Below are 17005 nucleotides of genomic sequence, written 5' to 3'. Positions count from 1 at the left end.
CAAAGATAGAATTACAGCAAAAGAAATTTGAAGAAGAGGAGACTGAAGCAAGAAAATTTATTGATGTCTTTAAATCACTATCAGTATTTGTTTTTTTATATTGTTTTAGTGGTCTAATCATTGGTGGCTTTCAATCTGAAGTTTTAGAACAAAAGCAATTTTATTTTTTCCATGTTTTTGCTCTTATATCATTAGTAATAACTTCTATAGGAATTTGTTTTCTTAATGGAACTTGGAAAGTAGAATTGAAACCACAATTTATTGTTATTATTTACATAGTAATAATAATTGCTTCTTTTCTTCTTTGTTCATACCTTACAAAAGCAACTAAATCTATAATAGATGGACGTTTCATTTTTAATGTAAGCCTAACTTTTCTACTTAATAAAATTCTGCAAATATTTATATTATTTGTTCCTTGTTCTTTATACCTTTTCCTCTATATAAAAGTTGAAAAACACAAGACTATATTTAATAAGAAGTACAATAAAATAAGAAACGAATTTGGGAAGCCATTAAAAGATTTAGCTGAAGCTTTAGACAGATTAAATGGAGATTAAGCTTCAGATAAGAAGTATTATGCCGAAGCATAATCCGAGAGGTTATTTAAAATATATACTGATAATCTTGAATAAAATAAATATTGTCATATTTGGAATATACCAATCATTCCTCTTGATTTATCAAATCAAAATTCATTTAAAGCATCTTCATTCCATAATTGGAACTTTGGTGCTTTTTCCCATAAATCGGAATTATAAATATCAACTTGTGAATCAGCCCATTCACTTGCAAGGTCACAATAGTAGTGTCCGCTTTGATTTTGGTTATTTCGATAATCGCAACCTTCGCTAATTTCGATTTTATAAGATGATAGAAAATCTTTAGTAATTTCTAATAATTCTGAATTAGTTAGTATGCCATAAAAGTCAGAGTCAAATTCTAATTGCTCAAGGAAGTTTTTAATTGATTTTTCGAAGTAAGTCATGTGCATTATATTAAAAAATAAAGAATAATACACGGTCGAAACATCTAAAGCAGAATAGCAGAAAATCAACACAAAAAATTTTTCCCAGCCTGTTTGTGTTTAATTTATGCGAGCTTTAGATACGACATACGTGTCAATTATTCTTTTTTGTAATGCCCCATGAATTATAAAATCATGAAAACTCATTGTAATAGTCTTGATACTTTTATTGGTGCTACTTCATAATTTTAGAATGCTATTTTCTATTAGCTTACATCCTTAGAAGGTTGCGAGAATGACCAAACTCTCGGACAGACCTACAAAGTGATAGCTTATGTTGATTTTATCCGTTTTGGGAATAAATTGACAATATCGATGTGGAAGGAATATTTACTTTATCTATGTAGTAAACTTATTTAGACAGTCTACTTTTTGCTGACAATTTACAATTCGATTTTCCAATCAGGAAAAGTATTTCCATAAAATATGTCATTAATAACACTTATAATCTCATCTTTTAATTTTCCTTGTTGATAATCATCAGAAAAAATAATATCAGATGCAATTTGCTTGCTAAATGTTTTTAATTGCGGGTGTCCGAAAGCTAGAATCAAAATATATTCCTGATTAGGAATTAGGGTTCTCCAATTTGTCAAAATATATTCTGATAATTCTTTAATTTTATCAGGAAAACACCTGTAAATATATAGAATGTCTCCTACAAGAGGTCTCAGAAAGGGATCTTTGCCTACTTGAATATAACTTGAAATAATTTTATCAGCTTCTTTTTTCCATAATGGATGATTATGAAAATTCAACCTCATTAAGCGGGAATATGAATATACTTGTTCAGAAAAATAATTGTTTTTATCATTTAGATAGTCTTGTATAATTTGATCTATTAAATTGCTTATCTTTTCAGGAAGTTTAGCTTCTCCTACAAAACATTCAATCAAATCAAACAAATAAGTGTCTCTTTGCCTATGATTTTCTAAAATAGTTAATGCAAATGATTTGTCTTTTGCGAGTCTTAATAGGGGTATTATTAATTCGATTGCAATATTTTTATAATTATTATCTTTTTTTAATTCGTTAATCATATTTACGGCAATAGAGATATCCTTATTATGTTTTAAGCATGCTAAAGCAACCTTTCTTTTTCTACTTCTAAAATTATAACTTTTCCAATCGTTACTGGTAAAAAATTTTCTAATATATTCTTGTTTCAATGTGACTCTATTGTTGAAAAAGTTAAGAGCATCATTATAGATTCCATCATCACAATACATATCGGCATCTTTATTATCGGCATAAATATTCTCTAAAACATCTTTATAGAACCGTTCTTTTACTGTTGTATTAAAATTAAAAAATTTTAGAATGTATGAAATTACAGGATAACTAACTCCGTTGCTCCAATTTAACAGTAATTTCAGAGCAAAAGCCTTATCCTTTGTATGGTATAAAAGATTAATGATGTTACTATCGTAAATTCTTTCCCATCTTGTGAATATACTAAACTCTTGAATAAGACACTTGAAAATTTTAGCATCATTATTAAATTGCATGCAAGTGTCTATCAGGTGAATGTTCTCTTGTTTTTTCCATTGATTATCTGAAAATATTCCAGCAATAAATTCTTGCCTTGTATTTTCATCTTTAATACAATATAACATGTAATTTAGAACATTTGAATCAAGTTTAGAATTATATATACCTTTTTGTAAAACTTCGGTAATACACTGCTGCTGCAATGTGGTATTCACGTTATTTAAATTTCCAAGGGCTAGACATAGAATATTTGGATGGGTTTGCATCCATTTCGGACTGGTAAGTATTTTAGTAAATAATAATTGCTTGGCGTCTATATTTTTTGTCATATTAATTGAAGTTTCAATTATTTCATGATGAAAACTTGTCATTTTTTCATATTTTAAAAAATATGACATAAAAAATTCCTTCAATTTTTCATTCTTACAATTTCTTAAAAAATTTGTCCAAAATTCAGGATAATAAATTCTTTTTTTAAATAACATTAGGGAATATTTCTTGTACTCTTCATCATTAAAATGTTTACGGCAAAATGGTACTAAATAATGAAAATGTTGGTTTCCTTTTTCTATTAATTTATTTACATAAGGTATAATAAATTTTTCATAATCTTTATTTTGGGTATTGCTATTTTTAAAATTATAATACATTACATTCAAAAATAAAGAGGCTGAGTAATCATCACCTTTTTCAGTTATAAAATTAAGTAATTGTATTTTGATAGTATCATCGAATTCATCCCAAGACTCCTTCATTATTACTTTCCTTAATCCCATATCGGCTAAAACATCATGATTAAATTGTATAATACTATGATTGTCATTCAATTCATTTATACTAATGTAGATTTTTAACCTTTCTAATATTACACTTCTAATATTCCAATTGCTAAATAAATCACTTATTTCCGTAGAATTCTTTTCATTATAATAATCAGCAATCTTTAAAAATGTTTCATAAGTAATAGTTATTTTATGTTCCGCATAAACACATCCTAAATAGTAAAGTGCTTTAGCGAGTCCGATATGTTTTTTTTCAATAAATCTCAGGTCACTTTCTATAACTCTCTGAAATACTTGTTGTGGCTCGGAAAGATTTAATGAAGTGTTGTTAAGTTCTTTCTGATTTATACGAGCCAAGATAAAGAGTAATAAAAAAAGAGAAGACTTATAATTATTGTTATTTTCTTTTAATAATCTTTCAGAAGCCAATTTCCAATTGGGGTATCTTTCAACAATTTTATTAATGATTTCTTTGTTGTCATCAGAAGATAAATGTAATTGAAAATCGTTATTTCTATGAGCGGTGTATGATTTTTTGATGGTTCTATCTCCAATAATAATTCTAATGTTGTTAATGTTTTTAGCTTCTTTAAGAATATCTATTCCCAAGTTTTCATTTTCAAAAGTTCTATACCAATCCTCAATAATAATTAGAAATTTTAGTTCTTTATTCTTTTCGACTTCACTTTTAATCAATGGAAATCCTTTTTCTGTAAACTCTTTAGTGCTACTATCATGCACCCAAATAATATGAATCGGTTCTTTATGAAGGTCAATAGCTATTCTCCTTAAAGTCGTTGATTTCCCTGAACCGCCTGAACCACAAATAATTGCTGTTACTTTTTCATGTTTCTCTTCAGTAAAGCTTTCTATAATAATTTCTTTAAGTGTATTATATCCATTTCTCTCAACATCATATCCATGTATAATCCCATACCATTGACAGTTGTTATTTTGTTTAGCACCATAAAATTCAGGCATAGTAAATGCTTTGCCTGAATTTACTTTATTGATGAAATCTTCATTAATAATAGTAGCTCCTGAGATTAAAATTTCTGATTTTGAATTTAACTGAGGTACAGTTTGTTTTAAATGATCTACATTTTTATACTTAACTATAAAATCATTATATCCTTCACATCCACAATAAACCGCAAAAAAATCTTTTGTTTTATGATGTGGGCGCTTGGTATCTCCTTTAACAAAGTTGGCAATTCTTGTTTCATCAATTATACATTCTGTAAATAATCTATCTAACTCTTTGCTATCATTTTTAAGATAAGTGATGAATGCCTTATACTCTGTGGAGATATAAGAATCCTCAATCTTCTTTATATTCTGACCTCTTCTATATTGCGTATTGAGGTTTTTAATAGTTGATTTGACTAAAATATTTATATCATCAATAGAATGAGTATTTTGGTGTTTTACTTCAAGAACTTTTTGAAAGAGATTTTTCATGATAGAAATTGTTTCTAAAAAATTATCAGGCAATTTAATCAAAATTTTCAATCTTTTATATTCAGCAAAACTAGCACTTCATAACTCTTTCTTCGGTCGGTTTGTACTTAATTTATGCGAGCTTTAGCTATAATATACATGCATTTTTTATAATGCACCTTTAATAATAAAATTATGAGAACTTACAGTATTGAACAATTCATCGGAGAAGAAATTAATATAATTTCTGTAATCAAAAAAGACTGACATAGGATTTCCTATATCAATCTAAAAGTTTAATCGATGGTTTCCAAAGTTGAGAAGCCTTCAGAATAAAGTTTTAGTAGCAAAATAGATTTCAGCATTTCGCTCTCTAACTGAACATAAAAGTCAATTTCGCCGTAGGATATTCCTGTCAGGTCACTTTCTTTTAAGTCAATTTCTTTAATGCTAATTAATTCTAATTTTCCACCTTCTTGATCCTTATGTAAAGGAGTCAAAACTTGAAGTTCTTTTGCCATTTCTGGAGTGAGTGTTTCCAAATCAGATTCTTCACTATTCTTCAAAAGAACATAACCACCCAATGTCGTAATCTCTTTAATTACCTGACTTACGTCAATTTTTTTTGTTTTCATTTTGTTATAAGATTTTCACCAACTCCGAAAGACTGTCGGTTTAGCCACACTATATCTTATAGTGTAATCTTATCGTAATGATTTTATGTTATTTGTCAAGTTTTTTTAATAAAATTATGGTTTTCTGTGTTTTTTATTTCAAGAATTTTTCATAATGGAAATTTTTCCAAAAAAATTATAAGCCAATTTAATTAAAATTCTAAAACTTTCATAATCAGTAAAACAAGGGCTTCTGAACTCTTTTTTTCGGTTCACCTTTGATTCACCTCCCGTTCACAGTTGGTTTTAAAGTACCCAAAGCTATAGCTCCCTAATTTCGTGATGTCTTAAAGCAAATTTTTTATGCAATTAAAAAATGATGCTCCCGAAAGCGGAAGCACCAAGTTTAGTAAAACCACGCCAATGGTTTTACTAAATGTGCAAAAGACATAACATGGAAAGGAAAAAATATCTTTTGCGGCATAGGAGTATACAATAAAAGCAACCTAAAGTCAATAGATTCTTTTTCCAAGTTCCGAAAATTTAACATTTTAAAATTTTTAAACTATGGAATCAAAAATTATTACTCCGCATCCTGAGAAATTGGAATTTCTAGGCAAAGATTTAACAACAAAAATTAATGAAAGTACCGAAGACCTTTTAAAAACAACCAATCAATGGACATGGTGGTACTCAATTCGCTCCCAATCAGCACTTAAAGTGCTTCATCAATCTAGGTCTTTACTATATGGTAAACTATATTTTCTAAAAGAAGAGTTTGAAAAAAATGTATTACACTATGGTAAATTAACCAAAAAATTTATGCGTTTAAGTTCAATTGAAGGTAATGATTCCATTATCGATATTGAGGAACAAAAGCAACAAATAGAAGTACGCACCGAACTTAATCGCATCTATTCGGCACAACAAACGGATTACATTGCTGGAAACGAATCAAGAAAAGCTATGCTTGTGAGTGACTCCCAATTGCATATTAACGAAGCCGAACATATAAAATCCAAAGATTATCTTGATGCTGTAAAAAATGCAACTACTGAAACTAAAACATATCCCCAAATATTTGAACCCAATTTTGAGGAATATAATTCGTCACAAGAAATAAGTTCTCAAAACGACATTGAATTGGCTGTAGTTCCAAAAACAAATATTACACCAAATGATCCACAAAAATCTAAATCACAGGTAATCTACACACAAGCAGGTTCAGCTCCTGACTACTTTGTAGTTGAGGCACAATTAGACGAATGTCTAACTAGTGCAGGCGAAAATTTTGCAGTTCAGTTTTCAAATCCGACTACTGAAAATGTAAAAAACGTAATGCTATCAACAACTTCTAAAGAAGCACTAAAACAGACTACCTATAAACAAAATATTTTATCGCATATAGATTTTCAAAAAATTGTATGGGCATCATTAGTGTACTGCATAGCACTGGCAGGAGAAGTGTTAATCTTCTCTGCAATATTTGGATTAGTATTCAACTTTTCAACAACAAAGTCAATAATTACGGGAACTGCACCTGCACTAATAAGTTTTGTATTAGGGTTTTCATTGTACGGTACAATTCTAAATTATATCAAAGGCAATAATCAAATTGCTGTCAAAATTATTCGTTCCTCAAGGCTTATGTTATTAACGGTCATACTTGGTTTGCTTTATGCTTTCTGTATGGGTCTGTTATATAAAAATTCACTTGACCAAGATGATTTACGCTCACAAGTAAATACGCTAACAGAGGAACAGTATGTATTTGATGAAGATGTTGTAAATGATGACATGACTAAAGAAGAACGAGAACAAGCTATTCGTGAGAACGGAACTAAAATAAATGAGGTAAATACAAAATTAATAAAAATGCAAGATGGACCGATGGCCACTGTTATTAAACTAACAGTAGCATGTAGCTCTCTTATATTCTTGCTGTTTTCTGGAATTATGTTTGGAATACTATTACTTTTTCTTTCAGCCTATAAAACCAATAAAGCCTTGAAAGCAATAGAAAATCAACTGCCACGTATTGAAGCGGAATTTTATGCTCAAAAAAATGTAATTAGCGAGGTAAACTCCTTATCCAATAGAATCTTGAACTGGATGGGTCAAAAACGTTTTATCGAAAAATTAATGGCAGGAGACTCCACAAAAGAAATTTTATATCCTCAATCCACAAAAGAAAATACCGTGACTTTTCAACCAATGGAAAACTACACACCCAACACGTTGAAAACTAATCTTTAATATTTTATATCATGAAAAACTTTTTAAAAATTTCCGTTTTATTATTCGTAGTCCTTTTTACAATTTCCTGTCAAAAGGAAATCACTAACGAAACTCCTGAACGCTCACTTCTTATTCTTGTAAAGGATAAATCATCTTCCATTTCTCAATCAAACGCTGAAAAGCAAATGGAAATTAAACACCTGACCCGTTATTTAAATCAGAACCTGCTTGAGAACACAGATGTAGTAGTAATGGACATTAATAGCCACAGCGATAGTAGAACCAATAGCACTTGGTTTGAGTATAAAGCACCAAAAGTGATAGAGAATAATAGGGTGCAATCTAAAACGCAACAAGAATTAGAACAAACACGCTATCAAACTAAAGTTCGTAAAATACTTAAGGCTACCAAAAAGAAAATTATCAATCAAATGTATAGTTCAGCTACCTCTTCCAATCAAACGGCAATTGTGGAACTTTTACATCCAATTTCAGAGATTCTGAAAAAATATGATAAGGCTTCTATTTGCGTGTACTCAGACCTTATCCAAGAATCAAATTTTAGAGACTTCACAAAAGCAAAATGGGCAATGCCAAGTAAAACGTATGCTACTGATTTAGCTAAAACTGATTTTGAGCGTTTACAACAGCAAAGCTATAAAATAGAACTTTCAAAAGTGACTTCTATTGATGTAGTTACTCCAAATAAGCCTGAGAATGAGCAGTATTATATTATAATGCCATATTACTGGGATATGCTACTTTCTTTAGGAAACTATAATGGAAAAATTAACTGGCAAAAATTGTAATGATGAAGAATTTTAGAAATTATCTATATGAGCTTGGTTTGTCTCACTTACAAGGCGAGCAGCGTAAAGCAATGTATAAGTCTTATAAACGTGAATACCTACGTGAATATATGAAAAACAAACGTAGCTATAATCAAGTTGTTGAGATTTATTTTACTCCAAAACAGTACGAGCGGTTAACTCAAACAGCCCTTACCCAAGGGCTGTCCCGCTCGGGCTATTGTGAGCGGATTGTTCTGCAAGCTATTGGAAAAACTATTTGGATACCTAACACCGAAATTATTTCTGAACTACAAGTATCCATTAGAAAAATTGGAAATAACATCAATCAAATTTCCAAAATTTCCAATTATCAAAAAACAGCTCATTCTCAACTCATGGACGAGGCATTTCAAAGACTTGTTCAGTTAGAGGAACTTGTCCATAAACAACTCGCTCATCCTGAACTTTTTCTAAAATCCTAATTAGAAAAATACAACACACAACTAACTAGTTTTCACTATGCTTATTAAAATTCTTTCAAGGAAAAATAATTCCTTCGGTAAACTCATGAATTATATCAGCAAAGAAGCCGATAGCCAAACCTTGTGCTATAATCTTCCACAAACTGATGAATTGAATATTTTACAACAGGAGTTCATTCAAAACAATGCCTACCGAAGTAAAGGAGCTAAAAATAATATGTACCACCATATTTTGAGTTTTTCATCAAAAGATAAAATGGTTGTCACTCCTGAAATTTTGCATGATGTAGCCTTGTATTATATTAATAAGGCTGGGTTGGAAAATCATTTGGTGTACGGAAGAGTACATAATGACCGAGAGCATATTCATTGGCATCTGATGAGTTCTCAAAATAGTTTTCATAGTAGAAAAGGATTTCGATTGTCAAAATCGGAATTAAAAGCATTGCAAGTGGAAATGGAAGAATATACCAAAGAGCACTACCCACAAATCAAACACAGTTTTGCTTATACAACAAACAAACGAAACTTAACTCTTGGACTGGAAACTTCTAAAGCAGTTATTAAACCCACCGAGCAAGAATTTCAAATCACAAAGCAAGGAAAGACTACCGAGAAAGAAAAAATTATCGCCTATTTAAAAGCAATTGCAAAGCAGAGTAATTCAATACTTGAATTTGAAAATCGTATTACACAAGATTCAAAATATGGATTTTATAGCTACAGAGATAAAATTCACGGAATTATGGATAAAGAACAAAATAAAAAATACAGACTAACCACGCTATTTAAAACTAAAGAACTCGCTACCATCTACCGAATGCTACAATCTAAAGATAAAATAGTTGAACTACAAAAAGAGAAAGAACATTAAATCATAGTATCATGGATGAAATTTGGAAATTATTATTAGGAGAAAAAACACCTGAATACCCAACACTATATGGGAGTTCTCGCTTTATGACCAAAAGGGAACAAGAGGATTTACTTTCGTGTTGGAACAAAGGTATTGTGGTGGATGGGATAAATAGGATAGTTAGAACCAAAACAATTCACGCCTTAATTTTAAGTCCCACAGGTGGGGGTAAGAGCGTGTGGATAGCCAATAATCTGCTTCGCCCTAAAGGAGATAGTTACATTGTAACAGATACTTCGGGAGAGTTATTTGCTCTTACTTCAAAATATTTAGAGAAAAAAGGGTATACCATACTGCATTTCAATCTTTCACAAGATGGTACAAAAGGATTAAAATACAATCCTATGGCATTTATAAAAAGCGATAGTGAGATAGTTCGATTTTCTAAAATAATGATACAAGCACAAGGCTTAGATAAGGGTAATGACCCGTTTTGGCAAATTGCGACTGAGCAACTCTTTTATATCCTTATCAAAACCATTCTGAAAATGGACAACGATAGGCAAAACCTTTCTGCCTTGTCGCATTTGATAGATTTGTGTTCTGCCGATATTGAACAAGCTGAGTCTGTAATGACATCATATATGGATGATGAATTATATGTAAAATTCTCAGCCTTCAAAAATTATTCTGAAAAATTAAGAACCTCTATTCTCGCTACGGCAAGTGCAGTACTGAGTCCGCTTAATGATTCCTATATCAAGGAACTGACCTCGGGTAACGATTTGGATATTTCGCTATTGCGAAATCAAAAAACCATTCTCTATATTCAAAATAGTGAGCGTGACTTGAGTCATACCGCTTTTATTCGTAACCTGCTGCTAAAGGATATTTTTTATAGTCTACTTGCTCCACGTGGTAAAAAACAGAAGCGAGTATTTGCTTTTTTGGACGAGTTCGCCAATGTTTATATTCCTGATTTTACAACACTGATAACCGTTTGTAGAAAATACGATTTGAATCTTATCTGTGCTATTCAGGATTTACAACAATTACAACACAACTATCCCAAAGCAGAAGCAACCATCCTCTCTAACTTTCAAATGAAAATAGTACTTGCAGGACTCAATATTGAATCTACTGAACAGATATCAAGGCTCTTGGGTATGGCAACCATTGTAAATGAAAACAAAGACAATTCTATGACAGGTCGAAGGCTGTTAACTGCTGATGAAATACGAACCTTAAAATCCGAAGAGGGACTCCTTATTTATGCTAATAAACTTCCTATTCGACTCATTATGAAACCTTGGTTTAAAAACTTTTGGATACGCTTACGTCTTGGAATATAAAATCTAATAAAATATATCACAATGGAACTATCAGAACAAACAATTTATATACTTATTAGTTTAGGCATACTCATTATAATTTATCTTATCATCTGTAAAATGCTCAAACCATTGGGAGTACTTCCCAAAGCACTTGCAGAAGCCTTAGAAGGATTATTAATTATTCTTTTTGAGATGTCTGCAACGCTCATTAAATATTTGCTAGTACTTATCAAAAGTACCTTTCCAGTGATTTTTGAACACCTACTAAAATTAATTATTGCTGTTTTTTTGATCGTAATTCGTGTAATTACATGGCTAATTAATGGTCTTGTAAAACTGTTGAACCGTCTTTTTAGGGCTACTCAAGAACCTTCGTAAATCAGCCATTTTGAAGCTAAAATTCTCTTAAAAACATCCAGAAAGACTTTATTTTACAGTACTTAAGTGTTAACTTTCATGAAATATCAACCTCGAAATATAGCCCAAAATACAGCCAAAAATCAGCCCGTTTTTTCTGAAAAAATGATGGCTGAAATTCGGCTAAAATTAATACAGTTAGTAGAGATTGAATACTTAAACCATTCCAAGAAAAAAAAATTATGTAACAAATGAAAAATGTTATTATTTACACCAGAGTAAGTACCGAAGAACAAAAAGAAAAAGGATTTAGTTTGCGTCATCAAAAAGAGCAATTGGAGAATTATTGTAATCAAAATGGCTATACTATTATGGCTCATTTTGAAGAGGACTATTCAGCCAAAAACTTTTCTGCCCGACCTGAATTTCAAAAACTCCTTCGTTTTGCCAAAGCCAATCAAAATAAAGTGGATTCTTTATTATTTTTAAAATGGGATAGATTTTCCAGAAATCTGGAACAAGCAATGCGCATGATTCGAGAGTTAAGAGAAATCGGCATTAGCGTGAATAGTGTGGAGCAGCCTTTGGATTTAAGTCAATCTGACAGTAAGGTTTTATTGGCGGTTTATTTGGTTATACCAGAAATAGAGAACGATAAAAATAGTCTTCGTACCATTGATGGTCTTAGAAAAGCCATGAAAGAAGGTTGTTTTGTAGGAATTGCTCCAAAAGGATATATAAATTGTAGAAATTCAGATGGAAAGTCAACATTAACTTTTGACCCTGTTTTTGGTCCACTTATTCAAAGTGCCATTATGGAATATGCCAAAGGCATTTATAGTGCGGAACAAGTACGGCTTACCTTTTTGAAAAAAGGGTTGAAAATTTCAAGAAATGGATTTTTAGGGATACTTAAAAATCCAACCTATATGGGTAAGATTTATATAAAACCCTACAAAAAAGAAGAAGAAATGATTGTGGAAGGATTGCATCCTTGTTTAGTGAGTCCTGAAGTATTTGAAAAAGTACAACTAATCTTAAAAGGGAAATATAAAGCTCCTGTTAGAACCTTAACTGAAATAGACCAAGCACTTCCCTTACGTGGCTTTTTAGTATGTCCCGAATGTGGAAAATTACTAACAGGGTCAGGAAGTAAAGGAAGAGATGGCAAAAGCACCTATTTCTATTACCATTGTACTCGTTATTGCAAAACCAGACACAAAGCAATTGAAGTCAACGCATTGTTTGAAAGTTTACTCTGTGAGATGAGAATTGAACAGGAACAAGAATCCGTGTATACTTCATTACTTTCGGAGCGTTTCTCCGAGCGTCACCAAGATAAACAAACCCTTATTCAATCCCTGAAACGTGAAGAAGAAAACTTATACAAGCGTTTAGAAATGGCAGAAGACCACTTATTCGAAAAACAAATCGATGCCAGTGCTTTTAACTCCATGAAAACTAGAATCGATAATCGCTTATCAGAAATTAAAATCGAACTCAAAGAAATGGGTGTAAAAGAACGTTTCTTTGAAAAACACCTCAAAGAAGGCATCACTTTTCTTAAAGGGGTAGATACCGTTTACAAGGACAGTTCAACGGAACTCAAAAAGAAAATCGTGCAAACACTCTTCTGTCAAAAATTAGAATACCACCAATGGTATTTTTCAACTCCAACCCTTGAGGAGTCTATAAAAACAATACTCTTCAGAGATAGAAGATTGGAGCGTTTAAGAATTGCGGATAAGAAAAGGAATACTGAAGGAGTAGTTGTTATATAATAATCAAACTCGCTGTTTTTAGTGGTTTATCCATTTATTTAACTGGTTTATAAAGTTTTTCAAAATTAACTTTTCTTTCGCTTTGTTTGGCTTCTTTATGTGATTACTTTCGATGATGTTTGCTTCAAAATTAGTGCCATGAACTATAGCTATATCATCATTGAAGACCAACAAGAATGTGTCTTAAAATTACAGGAAGAATTGAAAAATCATCCTGAATTTATCTGTAAAGGAGTTGCCTCAACCGTTCAAGAAGGTATAAATATTACTTTAAAATTAAAGCCAAATATTATCTTTTTAGATGTTGAATTAAAAAATGAAATTGGTTTTGAAATCATCAAAGAAACCGCTTGTTTTTTTAATGAACCTCCGTTTGTAATTGTGCTTTCTGAAAACGAAAAATATGCCAAAAAGGCCATTAATTATGATGTACTTTTCTATCTAGATAAACCAATAAATCCAACCAAACTGACTATTGCACTAAATAAATTTGTCAAACGTTTTTCGGAACTAAAAAGTCATATTAGTATAAAAGACAGAAATGCCCATTGGCTCATTAAATACAATGATATTTTATTTATTCAAAGTGATGGTTCATATTGTCATGTTAATCGATTAGACAACAAAAAGGTTACTGTAACCAAACCTTTAAAAGAAATCGAAACATTACTGCCAAAAACTTTTTTGCGGGTTCATAAATCCTACATTATTAATATTTCCTACATCGAAAAAATAAATACCACCCAAAAAATTATTAGTCTTCATTACCGAACAGGTCTTTTTGAAATAACTGAAAAAAGCAAAATTCAATTGGATGAAACTTTTACCATTAAAGATACCATTATCGAAATTCCAATTGGAGAAGTATATTTAGAAAGAGTAAAACACACACTTTTAACTTCAAAAAACTTTTGATAACTTTCCTGTTTGTGGCAAGTTTTTACTTGTTCATATTCGTATATTCCGTGTAGAGTAAACAACTCCAATAGTCTGACTTAAAGTCGGTTTATTGTATTAAAATTGCTTTTAAATATTTTTATTATGAGCAATTTCTACAACATTAAAAAACAAAGGTTTATTCTGTTTTTTACACTGCTAATTAGTGGTTTTTTTTATGGGCAAACAGGTTGGGCAGTTGACCCAACATTTAATAAACGAATTGTAAAGACTAGAGATTTTTTCTTTCGTGTAGCTAAAAGAACTGATGGCAGTTTTCTTTTTAACCAAGATACCGATAAATCTAAAATAGGATTATTAAATGCCGATGGTACTGTAAATCCAACTTTTAGTATTGCTACCAATGGTAATATTTTAGCCATATCACAAGCACAAAATTACAAAATGTATATTGGAGGAGATTTTACAAGCTCTGCAAGTGTTTTTGCTCCCAAAATTATCCGCATTAATAATGATGGAACTAGAGATGTTAGTTTTTTACCCGATACTAATGCTCAAAACGTTTATGCGTTACAAGAACAAGATGATGGTAAATTACTTGTTGGGCGTAATGGTTCTATCCAAAGATTAAACTCAGATGGAACAGTTGATACAACATTTGCAACTATTACAACAAACGGAATTGTATATTCATTTTCAATCTTGCCAAGTGGAAAGATTTTAGCAGGTGGTGTATTCACGACAATAAACGGGGTAGCAAAAAACAGAATTGTTTTGCTAAATACTGATGGCACGGTTGATACTAGTTTCGTTGTAGGAGCAGGATTCAATAATGAAGTATATGTCGTAAGAGTGGCTTTTGATGGTTCATTTTATGTAGGTGGCAAGTTTACTACTTTTAAAGGAACAACCATAAACCGTATAGCTAAAATAAGCAATACAGGAACTTTAGACACTACTTTTCATACCAGTAATACAGGTTTTGATAATGATGTTTGGACTATTGAATTTTTAAATGATAACAAACCATTAATTGGAGGGCTATTTACAACTTATAAAGGGGTGCCAAATAATAGCATTATCAAACTCAATTCAGACGGTACGATAGACAATACATTTGACACAGGAACTGCGAATAGCAATGGTGCGATTTATAAAATAATTATTAACTCTCTAAATGATGTGTTCGTTTCAGGGAATTTCCTAAAATATAAAAATACGTATACTAATCAGTCATTCATTGTAAACAATGATGGTACAATCAACAATACCTACCATTTTGATGAACGATTTTGTATGCCTGGTTTTTCTTTTGGAAGAGATGGCTTTACGGAATATCACACTACTCCTTCCTATATAAAAGATTATTCCTACGCAGAACAAAGCGATGGTAAAATATTGCTTTCCGAAGTGTATTATGAAAATAAATTCTATAATTTAATACGCTTAAACGCTGACGGAACAAGAGATAATACTTTTAACTTCACTTCATCATCTCTTCCTTCTGGTTATGTAGCTTGGGAAATCAAAGATATTTTAGTCAGACCAAACGGAAAAATTATCTGTGCTGGACAAATTGGAAAGACCAGTATTTTCGAGGGTTGTTTGCCTTTAAAAGGACTCTTCCAATTAAATGCCGATGGTACGTTAGATACTACCTTTGATACAGGATTCATTTACGAATTAACCGACTCAAATGCTTGTGATTATGGTCAAGTCATAACTATTGCACTTCAAAATGATGGAAAAGTACTTTTACATAGTAACAGAACATTTAATTACAAAGGATTTCAAGCTAATGAGGGATTAATTAGAATTTTAGAAAATGGGAATATTGACATTTCATTTCAAAATATTGCTGGTAGTTTTGATTCCTACAATGTAGAAATTCTACCATTACCTAACAATAAAATACTAGTTTACCATAACTATAAGACAAATAATGGCTATGGCACAAATCCAAATTCCCGAAAATATGGAATCGTTATTTTAAATGAAGATGGTACTTTAAACAATCGTTTTGAGAATTTTAACCTAGGCTATTCAAATACAAGTTGGATGTACAGCCCATTTATTACTAAAATAAAAATTATAGACAATAATCTGATGGTATGCGGTTCATTTGATAGCCTTAATGGAGTTGATACACGAGGAGCGGTTTATGTAGATTTTAACGGAAATCCAATAACTTATTTCTCAAGTCTATTAAATAACCCGAATTCCTTTAACGGTGCAGTTTATGAAGTGGAAAAATTAAACAACAAATACTATTTTACAACTGTTAATGATGTTGGAACATTAAACGGAGATTTATCTGTTAATGGACGAGACCCAAATCAAGATTATGTGAATTTTGATTATAATATTATTTCGTCAAATCTTAATGGTTCTATCAATACAGCATTTTCTCCTATCACTATTTCAGCATATAAAAGGTTTTTTGTTGATGCTCATTATGTAAATTACCCTCAATATTCTTATTACTATACAAGTCCAAATAATTTATTTTTAAAGGCAAAATCAACAAATATGCTAACTATTTTTGGAACCTATACATCTCTAAATAACGAAAGTCGTTTTGGTTTGTCAAGAATTATCATAGATAATTCTCTTTCTTCCAATGATTATACAAGTATGGAAGAAAATATTAAAATCTACCCGAACCCAACCCACGACATCATAAATATATCAACTCAAAATGAAATCATTACCCAAACCAATGTATATGATATGTTTGGTCGTTTGTTGATGTCTAAAAAGGCTACAAGTGAAAACGAAAAAATTAGCATTCAAGATTTACCCAATGCAATCTATCTAATTGAAGTAAAAACGAATAATGGTAATAAAACAATGAAAATTATCAAACAATAATTTTAGAATATAGATGCTGAAAAGAGCGGAAAATTTTCCGCTCT

The 17005-nt window shown here is 30.9% G+C and carries 13 protein-coding genes; 10 read left to right on the top strand and 3 right to left on the bottom strand.

Features of this window, described 5'->3' with window-relative positions; all coding sequences use genetic code 11:
- On the top strand, positions 1 to 560 hold a 560-nt coding region (locus tag DIU01_RS04125; protein ID WP_290831980.1), incomplete at its 5' end, for a hypothetical protein.
- A gap of 128 nt (positions 561 to 688) precedes the next feature.
- On the opposite strand, the gene DIU01_RS04120 is transcribed toward DIU01_RS04125, so the two are convergent.
- From DIU01_RS04120 to DIU01_RS04110, 3 genes are all read right to left on the bottom strand, one after another.
- Positions 689 to 988 carry a hypothetical protein gene (locus DIU01_RS04120; RefSeq protein WP_290831979.1) on the bottom strand — a complete coding sequence of 100 codons (300 nt, stop codon included), beginning with the start codon at positions 986 to 988 and terminating at the stop codon, positions 689 to 691.
- A 422-nt stretch (positions 989 to 1410) separates the two neighbouring features.
- Complete coding sequence (locus DIU01_RS04115) at positions 1411 to 4761, bottom strand: hypothetical protein (RefSeq protein WP_290831978.1); 3351 nt, start codon at positions 4759 to 4761, stop codon at positions 1411 to 1413.
- Positions 4762 to 5036: 275 nt separating this feature from the next.
- Positions 5037 to 5375: a hypothetical protein gene (locus DIU01_RS04110; protein ID WP_290831977.1), complete on the bottom strand. Its 339-nt coding sequence runs from the start codon at positions 5373 to 5375 to the stop codon at positions 5037 to 5039.
- Positions 5376 to 5921: 546 nt separating this feature from the next.
- Between DIU01_RS04110 and DIU01_RS04105 the strand changes: the two genes are divergently transcribed.
- From DIU01_RS04105 to DIU01_RS04065, 9 genes are all read left to right on the top strand, one after another.
- Positions 5922 to 7610: a hypothetical protein gene (locus DIU01_RS04105; protein ID WP_290831976.1), complete on the top strand. Its 1689-nt coding sequence runs from the start codon at positions 5922 to 5924 to the stop codon at positions 7608 to 7610.
- 11 nt (positions 7611 to 7621) lie between these two features.
- Positions 7622 to 8401, top strand: a complete 780-nt coding sequence (locus DIU01_RS04100; RefSeq protein ID WP_290831975.1) for a hypothetical protein — start codon at positions 7622 to 7624, stop codon at positions 8399 to 8401.
- Positions 8401 to 8865, top strand: a complete 465-nt coding sequence (gene mobC / locus DIU01_RS04095; protein WP_290831974.1) for a plasmid mobilization relaxosome protein MobC — start codon at positions 8401 to 8403, stop codon at positions 8863 to 8865. The genes DIU01_RS04100 and mobC overlap by 1 nt, the downstream gene beginning before the upstream one ends.
- A gap of 37 nt (positions 8866 to 8902) precedes the next feature.
- On the top strand, positions 8903 to 9739 hold the full coding sequence (locus DIU01_RS04090) for a relaxase/mobilization nuclease domain-containing protein (RefSeq protein ID WP_290831973.1): 837 nt from the start codon (positions 8903 to 8905) through the stop codon (positions 9737 to 9739).
- Between the two features lie 11 nt (positions 9740 to 9750).
- Positions 9751 to 11073, top strand: coding sequence for a type IV secretory system conjugative DNA transfer family protein (locus DIU01_RS04085; protein ID WP_290831972.1), 1323 nt, complete (start codon positions 9751 to 9753; stop codon positions 11071 to 11073).
- A 21-nt stretch (positions 11074 to 11094) separates the two neighbouring features.
- Entirely contained in the window at positions 11095 to 11433 is a 339-nt protein-coding gene (locus DIU01_RS04080; protein ID WP_290831971.1) for a hypothetical protein, read from the top strand.
- A 230-nt stretch (positions 11434 to 11663) separates the two neighbouring features.
- Positions 11664 to 13193 carry a recombinase family protein gene (locus DIU01_RS04075; RefSeq protein WP_290831970.1) on the top strand — a complete coding sequence of 510 codons (1530 nt, stop codon included), beginning with the start codon at positions 11664 to 11666 and terminating at the stop codon, positions 13191 to 13193.
- A gap of 138 nt (positions 13194 to 13331) precedes the next feature.
- Positions 13332 to 14108 (top strand): LytTR family DNA-binding domain-containing protein, encoded by a 777-nt coding sequence (locus DIU01_RS04070; protein ID WP_290831969.1) that lies wholly within the window; start codon positions 13332 to 13334, stop codon positions 14106 to 14108.
- 126 nt (positions 14109 to 14234) lie between these two features.
- On the top strand, positions 14235 to 16961 hold the full coding sequence (locus DIU01_RS04065; protein WP_290831968.1) for a T9SS type A sorting domain-containing protein: 2727 nt from the start codon (positions 14235 to 14237) through the stop codon (positions 16959 to 16961).
- Positions 16962 to 17005: the final 44 nt, after the last annotated feature.

Source organism: Flavobacterium sp. (genome assembly GCF_003525665.1).
Lineage (GTDB): Bacteria > Bacteroidota > Bacteroidia > Flavobacteriales > Flavobacteriaceae > Flavobacterium.
Note: the sequence above shows the minus strand (reverse complement) of the source record. Positions and strands in the feature narration are given on the sequence as shown.